The 12,852-nt window shown below is 72.0% G+C and carries 9 protein-coding genes; 5 read left to right on the top strand and 4 right to left on the bottom strand.

Features of this window, described 5'->3' with window-relative positions; all coding sequences use genetic code 11:
- Nucleotides 1-64: 64 nt before the first annotated feature.
- Nucleotides 65-1,402 carry a glycosyltransferase family 87 protein gene (locus WME98_RS14190; protein WP_437953981.1) on the top strand — a complete coding sequence of 446 codons (1,338 nt, stop codon included), beginning with the start codon at nt 65-67 and terminating at the stop codon, nt 1,400-1,402.
- Nucleotides 1,403-1,633: 231 nt separating this feature from the next.
- Here the strand turns inward: WME98_RS14190 and WME98_RS14195 are convergent, their stop codons facing one another.
- A complete protein-coding gene (locus WME98_RS14195; RefSeq protein WP_437951785.1) occupies nt 1,634-3,022 on the bottom strand; it encodes a hypothetical protein in 1,389 nt (462 codons plus the stop codon).
- Between the two features lie 115 nt (nt 3,023-3,137).
- Between WME98_RS14195 and WME98_RS14200 the strand changes: the two genes are divergently transcribed.
- Together WME98_RS14200 and WME98_RS14205 are read left to right on the top strand one after the other, a co-directional pair.
- On the top strand, nt 3,138-3,593 hold the full coding sequence (locus WME98_RS14200; protein WP_437951786.1) for a PIN domain-containing protein: 456 nt from the start codon (nt 3,138-3,140) through the stop codon (nt 3,591-3,593).
- 284 nt (nt 3,594-3,877) lie between these two features.
- The gene (locus tag WME98_RS14205; protein WP_437951787.1) at nt 3,878-5,176 is read left to right on the top strand and encodes a putative metal-binding motif-containing protein; all 1,299 of its coding nucleotides are present in this window, start codon (nt 3,878-3,880) and stop codon (nt 5,174-5,176) included.
- On the opposite strand, the gene WME98_RS14210 is transcribed toward WME98_RS14205, so the two are convergent.
- Nucleotides 5,136-5,696, bottom strand: a complete 561-nt coding sequence (locus WME98_RS14210) for a hypothetical protein (protein ID WP_437951788.1) — start codon at nt 5,694-5,696, stop codon at nt 5,136-5,138. The genes WME98_RS14205 and WME98_RS14210 overlap by 41 nt on opposite strands.
- Nucleotides 5,697-6,258: 562 nt before the next feature.
- Here WME98_RS14210 and WME98_RS14215 point away from each other — a divergent pair.
- Nucleotides 6,259-7,443, top strand: a complete 1,185-nt coding sequence (locus tag WME98_RS14215) for an aldo/keto reductase (RefSeq protein WP_437951789.1) — start codon at nt 6,259-6,261, stop codon at nt 7,441-7,443.
- Nucleotides 7,444-7,486: 43 nt separating this feature from the next.
- Here the strand turns inward: WME98_RS14215 and WME98_RS14220 are convergent, their stop codons facing one another.
- Nucleotides 7,487-9,676 carry a sensor histidine kinase gene (locus tag WME98_RS14220; protein WP_437951790.1) on the bottom strand — a complete coding sequence of 730 codons (2,190 nt, stop codon included), beginning with the start codon at nt 9,674-9,676 and terminating at the stop codon, nt 7,487-7,489.
- A gap of 177 nt (nt 9,677-9,853) precedes the next feature.
- On the bottom strand, nt 9,854-11,452 hold the full coding sequence (locus WME98_RS14225) for an FAD-dependent oxidoreductase (protein WP_437951791.1): 1,599 nt from the start codon (nt 11,450-11,452) through the stop codon (nt 9,854-9,856).
- Nucleotides 11,453-11,904: 452 nt separating this feature from the next.
- Between WME98_RS14225 and WME98_RS14230 the strand changes: the two genes are divergently transcribed.
- Nucleotides 11,905-12,672 carry an SDR family NAD(P)-dependent oxidoreductase gene (locus WME98_RS14230; RefSeq protein WP_437951792.1) on the top strand — a complete coding sequence of 256 codons (768 nt, stop codon included), beginning with the start codon at nt 11,905-11,907 and terminating at the stop codon, nt 12,670-12,672.
- The last annotated feature ends 180 nt before the right edge of the window (nt 12,673-12,852 follow it).

Consider the following 12,852-nt stretch of genomic DNA (forward strand, 5'->3'; position numbering starts at 1 on the left):
GCGCCGGAGCTCCGGCCAGGACACTTGACGACGTGGACGAACACGCCAGAACGTGCGCGCCGTGATGCCGTTCGCAGCCGCCGTCAAAAAGCGCCTCTCGGGCGAGCTCCCGAGTTACCTCGCCATCTTCGCGTTTGCCACGGGCGCCGCCTGGCTCTGCGTCCTCGATATCGTCCTCAAGCAGCCAGTCGCGGTCGATTTCAAATCGTTCTATGCGGCCGCCGTCGCGGCCCGCCGGGGCCTCGACGTGTACGACGTCGAGGTCCTCGAGGCGATCGCGACGGAGCTGCGGCTCCCGCACGCTCCGACGTTCCCCTATCTGTATCCGCCGTTCTTCGCGCACACCTTCTCGTGGCTCGCGCGCCTGCGCCCGAGCATCGCCCAGCAGACCTGGTCGAGCGTCGCCGTGGTCAGCTACGGCCTCGCCGCGACGTTCACCGTGTTCGCCGTCCGCCGCGCGTCGCCGGACCCGCTCGGCGCGGCCCGCCGGACCGCGGTCCCCACCGTCCTCATCGCGCTCATCGCCTTTCTCGCGTGGGCGCTCAACCTGCGCAACAGCCTGGCCATGGGGCAGGTGAACCCGCTGGTCCTCGCGTTCATCTGCGCCGCGCTCGCGCTCTCGATGGCGCGCAAGGACATCCCCGCGGGGCTCGCCCTCTCCGTCGCCGCGGGGATCAAGGTCACGCCGATCCTGCTCGCGATCCCCTGGGTCATCGAGCGGCGCTTCCGCGCGCTCGCCGGCCTCGCCGCCGGGTTCGCCGCCCTCGTCCTGGTCAGCCTGCCGTTCGGCGCCGGGCCGGCGTGGCTCGAGTTCCTGCGGCGGCTGCCGCGCATGTCGCACGGGGCCAAGATCCCGGGCCTCTTCGACCCGGGGACGGTGCCGAATTTCTCGCTCGCCGGCTTCTACGCGCGGCTCTTCGACGGGGACGCGGCCGCCGTCAAGGTCGCGTCGGCGATCACCGTCCTGCTCCTCCTCGGCGCCGCGCTCGCGCTGGCAGGCCGCTCCCCCTCGCCAGCGCGCTCGCTGCGGCTGCTCCTGCCGCTGCTCGTCACGATGGTCGTGGCGAGCCCGTTCACCTACGTGCACCACGTGCTCTACCTCTTCCCGGCCGCGCTCTACGCGCTCGACCGCGCGGCAGCGCAGGAGCGCCGGCTCGAGATGGGCGCGCTCGTGGTCCTGCTGTCGCTCGCCACCATCGACTTTCCGTACGTCTATGACCGCTTCAAGGGGCGGCTGCCGGAGCTCGCGCTCTCGGTGAACCTGTATGTGCTGCTCGCGATCTACGGGTTCGGCATGTTCCTGCTCTGGCGGGAGCGGCGCGACGCCCCCACCGCGCGCGAGTCGCCCGTGCCGGAGAGCGACCGCGAGATGGCGAGCGGCCTGGCCACCGCCCGCCGGTAGAGCGGATTTCGCTCGGATCTGACGCAGACGTCTCTCGTCTCTCGTCTCTCGTCTTCCGTGCGCGTCCTTCGTGCGCGTGCGCGTGCACGATTCCCCGGAATCAGCGCGCACGCGCACGCGCACGAAGAGGCGCACGAAAGACGGAAGACGGGAGAGGAGAACGAGAGACGGGGACGAGAGGCGGAGGACGGTGTCTCAGTCCCAGCCGAGAACCGCTATAGAGCACCAAGCTCACGTCGACAGGTACGTCGCGGCGGCGCTCAGGATGACGTTCCCGCTGGCGCCGCTGAACTCGCGCTCTGCCGACGGAGAGCGCGCGCCGACGAGCGCCGCGGCGGCGGGGCGGAGCACGTCGGTGAGGGCCTGTTGCCGGAGCCGGTGGAGCTCGTCGACGGGCAGGAAGCCGTGGGAGGGCGGGAGCTCGCCGCCGGCGCCGCCGGGCGCCTCGGCGGCCACCTGGTCGAGCGCGCGCGCAAAGGCCGCGGCGACGCGCGCCCGCAGGCCCGCGCCGCCCTCGGCGATGGCCCAGCGGACGAACGCCCAGGCGAGCTCGGCGTGGCGCGCCTCGTCGCGCGCGATCGAGAGGAGCGCCATGCGCACCGCCGGCGGCTGCGCGGCCTGGGCGGCGACCTCCGCCTCGATGGCCGAGAGGGTCTCACCGATGCAGCCCTCCACGACGGCGGCGAGGGTGAGGCCCTCGAGCGAGCCGAGGTCGTCGAGCGCGCCGCCCAGCGGCAGCGGGCCGACGCCCACCGGCTCGCCCGCGTAGGCCGAGGCGATCGCCAGCGCGAGGCGCGCGTGCCGCACCTCGTCGACCGCGGCGCGGTGCGCCGCCTCGAGCAGCTGGGGAGGCGCGCCGATCGCCATCAGCCCGAGCGCGAAGCGGCCGAAGGAGGCCACCGAGGCGTGCTCGTTCTGGCCCCGCTCGGCCCAGCGCCGGGCGAGCTCGCGGCGCTCGGCGGGCGCGAGCTCGCCCAGGTCGGTGTCGGCGAGCGCGCGCTCGAAGCGCCGCACGTCGGTCTGCGACCAGGCGCTCGGGGCGTGCGCGAGCGGCGCGACGCGGGGCTCGCCCCGGACGAGGAGGGGGCGCCCCTCGCAGCTGATGACCCCGACGAAATAACAGCAGCTCTCGGGCGCCGACGCGTCGCGGTTCGCGTACGGGCCCTCGAGCGCGTCGGTGAGGTCCTCGCGGTAGCACATGCAGGATCCCGAGCCGGGCGCGATTCCCCCGAGGTCCAGCGGAATCTCGGTGGCCGTGGCCGGGGGGCAGACGCCGTCGACCGGCGCGGCGCAGTGCACCTCGTAACAGCACCGGCCGTGATAGCCGTCGTCGTGTTCCGGACCGAAGCAGGTCGGATCCGGATACGGCTCGAGCGGCGAAGGGCCGGGCTCGCCGCCGCCCCCGGACGACGACGATGCGCTTTGAGACGAGGTCGACCCCCCGCCGGACTGCGACGATGTGCCTTCAGGCGAGGTCGAGCCCCCGCCGGACTGCGACGACGTGCTTTCAGGCGAGGCCGAGCCCCCGCCAGACTCGACGTGCGGGCCGCAGGCGGATGCCAGAGCGAGGCTCGCGCCCCACTGGGACGCGACGAGAATACGGCGCAGCAATGTTCGCATGTCCGGTGATAGGCAAGGCATGTACCGTGCACAACCAGCGGGTTTTCCGCCTCCGGGGCGCCCCGCCGTGCCAGGGTGTGCCATCATGGCTCTCGCCGCCGCCCGGTGAGGTCTCATGCGGTTCGTACTCGATAGCTCTGTCGCCATCGCCTCGATGAAGCCCGCCGAGCCCGGGCACGCGGACGCGCTCGCGTTTCTCGAGCGCGCCCGCGCGGCCGTGGCCGCGGGCGCGGCGCGCGTGCTCGCGCCGCCCGAGCTGTGGCTGGAGGTGTACGTGGCCGAGCAGCGGCTCGCGACGTCGCGCCGGGGCGCGCCCGCGGCCGCGAGCGCGCTGGGAGGCCTCGCCGTCGAGCTTGTCGCGCCCGAGGACGAGGGCGTCATCGCCGAGTTCCTCGCCCTGCTGACGAAGCGCATGCGCGGCCGCAGGCCCTTCGCCAACGCGACCGACCTCGTGTATCTGTGGGCCGCCCACCGCACCGACGCCACCGTCGTGACCCTCGATGAGGGCCTGCTCAAGTACCACGGCGTGGTTTGCGACGTCACACGGCCGCAACACGCGCGGCTCGCCTGACGCGCCAACGCACCGCGCCGAGCGGCAAGCCGCTCCTCGACACCCGCCGTCCCGGCCGCGCGAACGGCGCGCGAGCGCGCGACAGACAACAGAGAGACGCCGCCGCGCCGGGTGGTTGCAGCACAATGTTTCGCTCTGCGCATACCTCCTTGTCGCATCCATCGCGTGCGGCTATCCCTGAGCGTCGCAGCGGTGCGCGCGGAGCTCGCGAGCCCGAGCTGCGCGCGAGACGCATGCGAAGTACATCGCTTTCTTCACCGGCCCTCTCGGTGAGCTTGGCCCTCTTGACCACGCTGGTCGCGTCGGAGGCCCATGCGCGCCGCGGCGGGACGGCGGTGGAGGGGTGCAACGGCTGCCACACCGGCGGCGCCGCGCCCACGATCACCATCGACCATAGCCCCGAGAGCCCGGCGGCCGGCGAGGCTGTGACTCTGCAGGTCACGATCCAGGCCGCCAACATCAACGCCGGTGGCATCTATCTCCGCACCGGGACAGGCCGCCTCGCGCCCATCGACGGACAGGGCACTCACCTCATCGACGATCGCCAGCTCGTCCACTCCGCGCCCAAGCGGGCGAGCGGCGGGGTCGTCCGCTTCGACGCGCAGTGGATCGCGCCGGGGGCCCCGGGCGGGGTCGTGGTCGAGGTGTGGGCCGTCGCGGCCAACGGCGACAACGGCTCTCGCGGAGACGGCGCGTCGGCCGCCAACACCGCGTTTGCCTACGGGTGCGAGGGGACGACGTATTACCTCGATCGCGACGGAGACGGATACGGCGACTCCGGCGTGCCCAGGGTCGATTGCGCCCAGCCCGCCGACCACGCTCCGCGCGCCGGGGACTGCGACGATTACAGCGTCGACATCCACCCCGATCAGGACGAGGCCTGCAATGGGCGCGACGACGACTGCGACGGTGAGATCGACGAAGATCTCGCGGTGACCACGCAGTACGAGGACTCCGACGGCGACGGGTACGGGTCGCTCTTCGGCGCGACGGTCGAGGCGAAGTGCCCCCCCGACGGCTTCGCGCCGAGCTCGAACGATTGCAACGACAGGTCCCCTGACGTCCACCCGGACGCGGCCGAGACGTGCAATCTGGTGGACGACGACTGCGACGGCCGGGTGGACGAGGGCGTGCGCGAGGTGTGCGGCGTCGGGATGTGCGCCCGCGAGGCGATCGCGTGCACCCCCGGCTCGTGCACGCCCGGCGAGCCGAGCCCCGAGACGTGCAACGCGCTCGACGACGACTGCGACGGCGAGACCGACGAGGATCCCGGCCTCTGCGCGCCCGGCGAGGGCTGCCCGAACGGCACGTGCAGCAGCGGGACCGGCGGCGGCACCCCCGGGAACACGAGCGCCGGCAGCGGCGGCGCCGGGACCACGGGCGCCTCCGGGGCCACGGGCGGCGGGGCGCCCGGCGAGAAGGGCGACAGCGGCGGCGGCTGCGCCGTCGACCCGCGGGGCGGGTCGCCGTGGCGGCTCCTCCCGCTCCTCTCGCCGCTCGCCCTCCTCGCGTTGCGGCGCCGGCGGAGGGCTTTGACCGACGTCAAAGCGTACCGTAGCTCTCGGGGAAGTCGCGCTGAATGACGGCATCCCGGTCGAACAGGGCGTGGAGCATGGCGCAGCGGTAGGGGTCGCTCGCGGCGTCACACGACTGCACCTCCGACCGCAGCTCGTCGACGCTGACCACCGCCCTGTCGGGCGGGCGGAGCGCCACCGACTCGAAGGCTCGGGCGAAGGGGACGTCGGGCGCGCGCGTCTCGTCGGCGTGGCAAAAAGCGCAGGTCGAGTACTGCTCGTTGAAGACGATATGCTCGAACGGCGCTTCCGGCGTGAGCTCGCTCGCCACCGGGAACTCGATTTCCCCCTTCAACGATCGCGCGTCGCCTCGGCGCTCGCCGAACTCGAGCAGGCCCCGCCCCGGCCCCTCCGGCACGACGGTGAACACGAGAGGATCCAGGAACACGAAGATCCGCGGGCTGCGACGATCGAACGACGGCTGGGCGCTGGTAGGGCTGAGGGAGGCGGTCATCTGCAGCGGACCAGCGAGGTGCGCCAGGAAGCACGGAAGGTCGAGCGGCTTCTCCAGCGCATTCACCATTCGCACGACCTCCGCGATGCTGCGCGGGTTCTGCGCGAAAGGAGCGGGCGCGCAACCGACTGCGCTGCTGCCGTCGACCATCGTCGCGCCACCCGCGGCGGCGGGGGAGCTGTCCGAGCTACAGGCGACCAGCCCAGCGCCGAGGCCGATCACGAGCGAGGCACGGGCGCTTGCCCAAAGGGCTTGGAGCGCTCGAGGCCTCAGCGCTTCGGATGCTCGTCGGTGGTGTCGGGGGCGGCGGCTGAACCCCTGATCGCACGAAGTGCGCGGTGCCCAGCTCCGAGGCTGTGGTTTCGCTCGCATTGGGGGACCAGGCCGAAGCAAAGGGAGAACCCTCACATCGATGTGAGCGCTCACAATGGTTATGTCAACACAAATCGACCGGTTCGCGGGGCGCGTCGAGCCCGAGGGAGGCGCGAACGGCGGCGGCGTCGGCCTCCGACGCGGCTCGCCGTGGCGGCGCCTCCGGCTCCTTTCGCCGCCGCCGCTCGCGCTCCTCGCGTTGCGGCGCCTGCCGAGGGCTGTCACGGTGCGGTAGATTTCCGCTCCCGGGCCTGAGGTGACACGCATGCTCTATCGCCGATTCGGTCGCACCGAGATCCAGATGCCCGTCCTCTCGTGTGGAGGGATGCGGTACCAGCACTCCTGGAGCGACAAGGACCGCATCTCGCCGGAGAGCCAGCGCAACGTCGAGGCGTGCATCGCGCGGGCCCTCGAGCTCGGCATCAACCACATCGAGACCGCCCGAGGCTATGGGACGAGCGAGGAGCAGCTCGGGCACATCCTGCCGAAGCTGCCGCGCGACCGGATCATCGTCCAGACGAAGGTCGCCCCCGAGGCAGAGCCGAAGAGGTTCCTCGAGACGTTCGAGCGCTCGATGAAGCTCCTCCACCTCGATCACGTCGACCTGTTCGCGCTCCACGGCGTGAACGACGAGACGCGCGTCGCGTGGTCGCTGCGCAAAGGGGGCTGCCTCGACGCCGCGCTCGAGCTGAAGCGGCAGGGGCGCGTGCGCGCGGTGGGCTTCTCGACGCACGCGCCGCTGCGCGTGATCATGGCGATGTTGCAGGACGGCCGCCTCGATTACATGAACCTGCACTGGTACTACGTGAACCAGACCGCCTGGCCGGCCATCCAGGCCGCGGCCGAGCGCGACATGGGGGTCTTCATCATCAGCCCCACCGACAAGGGGGGCAAGCTGCACGAGCCGAGCGACAAGCTCGTGCGGCTCTGCGAGCCCCTCTCGCCGATCGTGTTCAACGATCTCTTCTGCCTCGCCCGCCCCGAGGTCCACACGATCAGCGTCGGCGCGGCGCGCCCGTCCGACTTCGACGAGCACGTGAAGGTCCTGCCGTTCCTGGAACGCGAGGGCGCAGCGGAGGACGCGCTCGCGCCGATCCTCCGCCGGCTCGACGAGGAGCTCGCGCGGGTGCTCGGCCGCGCGTGGGTCGACACATGGCACGTCGGGCTGCCCGAGTGGGAGGCCGTCCCGGGGCACGTGAACGTCCGCGAGATCCTGCGGCTGTACAACTACGTCAGGGCGTTCGACATGACCGCCTACGGCAAGGCGCGGTACAACCTGCTCGGGAGCGGCGACCACTGGTTCCCCGGCAACCGCGCCGAGCGCGTTCGGGGGCTCGACCTCGCGCAGGCCCTCGCCGGCGCAGCGCAGCGGCACCGCATCCCCGAGGTGCTGGCGGAGGCGCACGCGCTGCTCGCGGGACAAGAGGTCAAGCGCCTCGGCAAACACTGAGTCTCCGCCAGCGGGCGGCTGAGCGCGGCCGCCGCCGCGCCGGTCACGAGGCCGTCTTCGGGCGCTTCGGCCAGAAGACGTGGAACGTCGCGCCGGCATACGGCTCCGACTCGAGCGCCACGCGGCCGCCGCGCGTCTCGACGATCTTCTTCACCACCGACAGGCCGATCCCGGTGCCCTCGACCTTGTCGCGCGCCTCCAGCGTCTGGAAGATGCCCCAGATGCGCTCCTGGAACTGCGGCGGGATCCCGGGGCCGTTGTCCTTCACCGTGAAATCGTAGAACTCTCCCGCGTCGGCGCAGGCGATCTCGACGACGGCGTCCGCGCGGCGCGCGTGCTTCAGGGCGTTGCCGATGAGGTGCATGAACACCTGCTGCACCGGCACGCGCTCGGCGAGGATCGTCGGCATGCCGTCGCCGACGGCGATGCGCGCCTCGGCCGACGGCGCGAGGAGCTCGACGCACTCGGCGACGACCGCGCCCACGTCCACGGGCGAGAGCCTGTCGCGGATGCGCCCCGCGCGCGAGTAGCTGAGGATGCCCTCGATGAGCGCCTCGAGGCGGTGCACGCGGCCGCGGAGCATGCGCATCTGCTGGCGCGCCTCGTCGTTCATCTTGTCGGCGAGCCCCTCCTCGATCCACTCCGACAGGCTCGCGATGCCCCGGAGGGGCGCCTTGAGGTCGTGGGACGCGACGTAGGCGAACTGGTCGAGATCCTGGTTCGTGATCGCGAGCGCGTGGGCGAGCTGCTCGGCGCGCCGCCGCGCCCGCACCTGGTCGGTCACCTCGAAGGCGAGCACGGCGATGCCCTCGACCCTGGCCATGGCGTCGTAGATGGGCTGGTAGATGAAGTTGAAGAAGCGCTCCTCGGGCTCGCCGCCGCGCGCGAGCAAGACGGCGAACTCGTTGCCGAAGAACGGCTCGCCCGTCTGGTACACGCGGTCGAGCACGGGGACGACCACCGGCGCGGTCTCGGGCAGCGCGTCGCGGAGGCGCTTGCCGAGGATGTCGCGATCGCCGACGAGCTCCAGGTACCGCGGGTTCGCGAGCTCGTAGACGTGCTCGGGCCCGCGCAGGACGCAGATGCCGGCCGGGGCCTGCATGAACAGCGTCTCGAGGCGCGACCTGTGCCGCTCGGCCTCGGCGAGCGCCGCCTGCTCGCGCGCGAGGAGCTCGGCCCGCTCCTCCGCGCGGAGCCGCTCTTCCTGGTAGGCCCGCGCGCCGGAGATCGTCGTGGCGATGTTGCCGGCCGCGAGCTCGAAGAAGTCGCTGTAGGCGGCGTCGAGCGCGCGGCGCGGGCTGACGCCGACCACGAGGAAGCCCTGGAGCGCGGCGTGCCCGGACCGCGAGAGCGGCAGCACGACCGCCTCGCGGCACGGCTCGGGCCAGGCGCCGCCGGGCAGCGCGCCGAACCGCTCGGCGGGAGTGTCGACGCGCAGGCACGCGCGGCTCCGCGCGGCGTCCGCGAGCGGCCAGATCCCGCCCCCGTCGGCGAGCGGGATGCGCTCGGGGCTCGCCGGGCCGCCGGGGGCGAGCCCCTCGGCGGCCGCGAGGCGGGCCGCCGCCCCGCCCGGCTCGATCATGTACGCGAGCGCGAACGGCACGTCGGCGGAGCTCTCGACGAGCGCGCTCACCGAGCGGGCGATGGTCTCCTCCGCGGAGACCATCGCCGCCGCGGCGGACTGGACGCCGAGGGCGCGCAGCGCCCGGAGGCGGCGCTCGCTGAGCACGCGCCCCGTCGTCTCGGCGCACGCGCAGAAGATGCCTCCGACCGTGCCGTCCTCGACGAGGACAGGAGCATACGAGAACGTGAAGTACGTCTCTTCCTGGTAGCCGTTGCGCGAGAGGATCAGCTGGAAGTCCTCGGACCATGTCGCCTGCCCGGTGGCGCGCACCCCGTCGAGCATCGGGCCGATGACGTCCCATATCTCGCTCCAGCACTCGCGCCCCGGGCGACCCAGGAACTGCGGGTGCTTCGTCGCGCCGAGGATGGGGCGGTATGCATCGTTGTAAAAGCGAGCGTACTCGGGCCCCCACCAGATCTCGATGGGGTGCCGCGACGCGAGGCAGATGCTGACCGCGGTGCGCAGGCTCTGCGGCCACCGGTCGATGGCGCCGACCGGGGTGCGCGACCAGTCGAGATCGCGCATGAGCTGCGCCATCTCGCCGTCGCCCGCGAGGAACGGCGCCTCGCCGGGCGGGGCGGCGGGCCCGGGCTTTTGGCTCTCCTGCATGGCTCTCCGTATACCTGGACACGCCGTCGTGTCACAGTTCCTCACCTACCGCGACGAGCGCGGGAGCGTCTGGACAGCCCGCCCGCCCGCGCTCACGCCGCCGAGCCGCTGCTGGGCGGGCGCCTCCGCGGCAGGCCGCGCCGGGGCGCGCGCGGTGTCCCGGGGGCGGCGGCGCGCTCATCCGGTCCGGGCGAGCCGCTTGTCGGCGGGCGCCTCGGCCTCGCCCGGCGTGGCGGTGTCGACGGGCCTGAGGTCGCTCGTCGCCGGACCGTGGATGACGCGGCCGGTGCACTCGAAGCGCGACCCGTGGCAGGGGCAGTCCCACGTCCGCTCGGCCGGGTTCCAGGCGACGATGCACCCGAGGTGGGTGCACACGGCCGACCGCTCGTGGACATGGCCTTGCGGATCGCGGTAGACGGCGAGCTTCGTGAGCCCCCTTCTCATGATGGCGCCCATCCCGGGGGGCAGCTTCTCCACGTCGTCGAGGTCTCCCCCCGTCAGCCAGTCGGCGTACTGCGCCGCCGTGTTCAGGTTCTCCTTGAGGTACTCCGACGCGGATTGCAGGGTGAGGTTGAGGCGGCCCGGGTCGTAGAGCTCGGCCCACGCGTTCTCGCGGCCGTGGACGAGATCGTTCAACAGGAGGCCTGCGATGGTCCCGTGGGTCATGCCGTTACCGCAGTCGCCGGTCACGAGCAGGATGCGGGACTCCTTCTTGAGGCGGCCGATGAACGCGAGCCCGTCGGCGGTCTCCATGACCTCCCCGGACCAGCGATGGACGACCTGGCCCGCCTGGGGGAAGCGCTCCCTCGCCCACGCCTCGAGCCGGGCGTGGCGCTGATCCGCGTCGTCGGCCTGACCGGTCTTGTGGTCCTCGCCGCCGACGATGAGGAGCTCGTCCGGGCCGTCCGCGCCGTCGAGGTTGCTGAGCCTGACGTAGTGAAACGGATCCTCGGTGTCCCAGTAGAGGCCAGGGGGGATGGAGCCCCGCGGCACGCGCAGGGCGATGACGTACGTCCTGTAGCCGGCCTGCTTCATGTGCACCGAGATCCACGGCAGGAACGGGGAGTTCGTGGCGAGCACGACCTCGTTGGCGACGATGTTCACGCCGCGGTCCGTCTTGACGACCACGTGGTCGGGCTCGGCTTGCTCGTCGACGTCGACCACGTGCGCCCTCGTGTAGATCCTGCCCCCGTGGCGCTCGACGGCGCGGGCGAGGCCCGCGAGGTAGCGGAGGATGTGGAACTGGGCTTGATCGGGGAACTTCGCGGCGATGCCGGTGTTGAAGCTCTCGAGGGGCGCCCGGTCGACCCCGTGCACGCGCTCGAGGCCGGCCTGGTGAGCCGCCTTGATCTCGTCCTCGATGGTGCTCGACGGCTGCCCCGGCGCCGCGAACAGATACCCTGGCACCCGGCGGAAGTCGCAGTCGATGCCCTCGTCCTGCACGATCCGCTCGATCGCGTCGATCGCGGTGGTGTGGCTCTCGGCGGCCAGCCGGAGGCGCTCCGGCGCGTGGAGCTTCGCGAGCTCGGTCCAGCGGCGGTCGAGCGCGTTGACGATGTGGGCTGTCGTGAAGCCGCTCTCGCCCCCGCCGATCACGCCGTCATCCAGGACGATGACGCCGCGGCCCTCCTTGGCCAGCATGTACGCGGTCGTGAGCCCGGCGATCCCCGCGCCCACCACGCACACCGTCGTTCTGTGCTCGGCGGCGAGAGGGGCGATGGGCGGGAGCACTGCGTGGGTCCAGGCCGTGTCTTTGTCGTATGCGCGATCGGTCATGGAGCGCCTCCGGTCGGGGCGAGCCGACCGTGCCGGGCGGCTCCCTCTCCCCCGCGCCTTGCAAGCGGTTTGCCATCGATTTGAGCCGAGAGCGGCGCGTCCTGCGCGCGATCGGGCTCGGCTGCGTGGCAATTTGCGACAGCGCGCGTGGCGAATGGCACGGCACGCGCGGAGTCGATGGCTCGAGCGCGCGGCCAGCGCGGGCGCTCGCCGGCCTCGTCCGTTTGCGTGCTTGCGGCTCGAGGCGGCGTGCGCCGGGCGGCCGGGCTTCGCTGGCTTGCGACGCAAACATGCTAGAGAAGCCCGGGTCGGCGAGAGGCCACGCCCGAGAGGACCAAGCGGAGCAGCGAGCAGAAGGGCGCGCGCGGATCGCGGGAAGTGCAGAGTGACGCTCCGCTGGCAACAGCGGCGGGGCGCGGGGGCACGGTCCCCCGTCGAGACAGGAGGCCGCCATGAGATTGCAAGGCAAGATCGCGCTCGTCACAGGCAGCAGCCGGGGCATCGGCCGCAGCATCGCCGTTCGCTTCGCCCGCGAGGGCGCCGACGTGGCGCTCACCTACCACAAGAGCAAGGAGGGCGCCGAGGAAGCCCTGGCCGAGGTCGAGGCCGCCGGAAGGCGAGGTCATCTGTTCTCCGTCGACGTCGCCTCCGTCCAGAGCGTGCAGGAGCTGATCCGCGATGTCGTCGCGCGCTTCGGCCGGCTGGACGTGCTTGTCAACAACGCGGGCATGGAGAAGCGGGCGCCGTTCTGGGAGGTGACCGAGGAGGACTACGATCGGGTCGTGAACACCAACCTCAAGGCGGTGTTCTTCGGGAGCCAGGCGATGGTCCGCCACCTGCGCGAGGCGGGGCGCCCCGGCAAGATCATCAACATCAGCTCGGTGCACGAGGATCTGCCGTTCCCCAATTTCGCGGCCTACTGCGCCAGCAAGGGCGGCGTCCGCATGCTGACGCGCACGCTCGCGGTCGAGCTGCGCGGCACCGGGATCACCGTGAACGCCATCGCGCCGGGCGCGATCGAGACGGAGATCAACGCCGATCTGCTCAAGGATCGCGACAAGCTGGGCGCGCTGCTCGGGCAGATCCCGCTCGGCCGCCTGGGGAAGCCGGAGGACGTCGCCGGGCTCGCCGTGTTCCTCGCCTCGGCGGACGCCGATTACGTGACCGGCTCGACGTACTTCGTCGATGGCGGGCTGACCTGGAACTACGAGGAGCAGTAGGCGACGCACACGGCCTGAGTCGATCCCTCTCCGGGAGCCCGGCCTCCGGGAGCCCGGCACGCTGCACCAGCCTGAACGCTGGCAGCCTGAACCCTGAGAAAAGTTTCCGACAGAAGCCAATGCTTCGCCGCAGAACCCGGTGTCGGCGAGCGGCCGCTGCGGCGCGGGCAGGTCCCCTTC

The sequence above is a fragment of the Sorangium sp. So ce296 genome (genome assembly GCF_051529605.1).
GTDB classification, from domain to species: domain Bacteria; phylum Myxococcota_A; class Polyangia; order Polyangiales; family Polyangiaceae; genus Sorangium; species Sorangium cellulosum_D.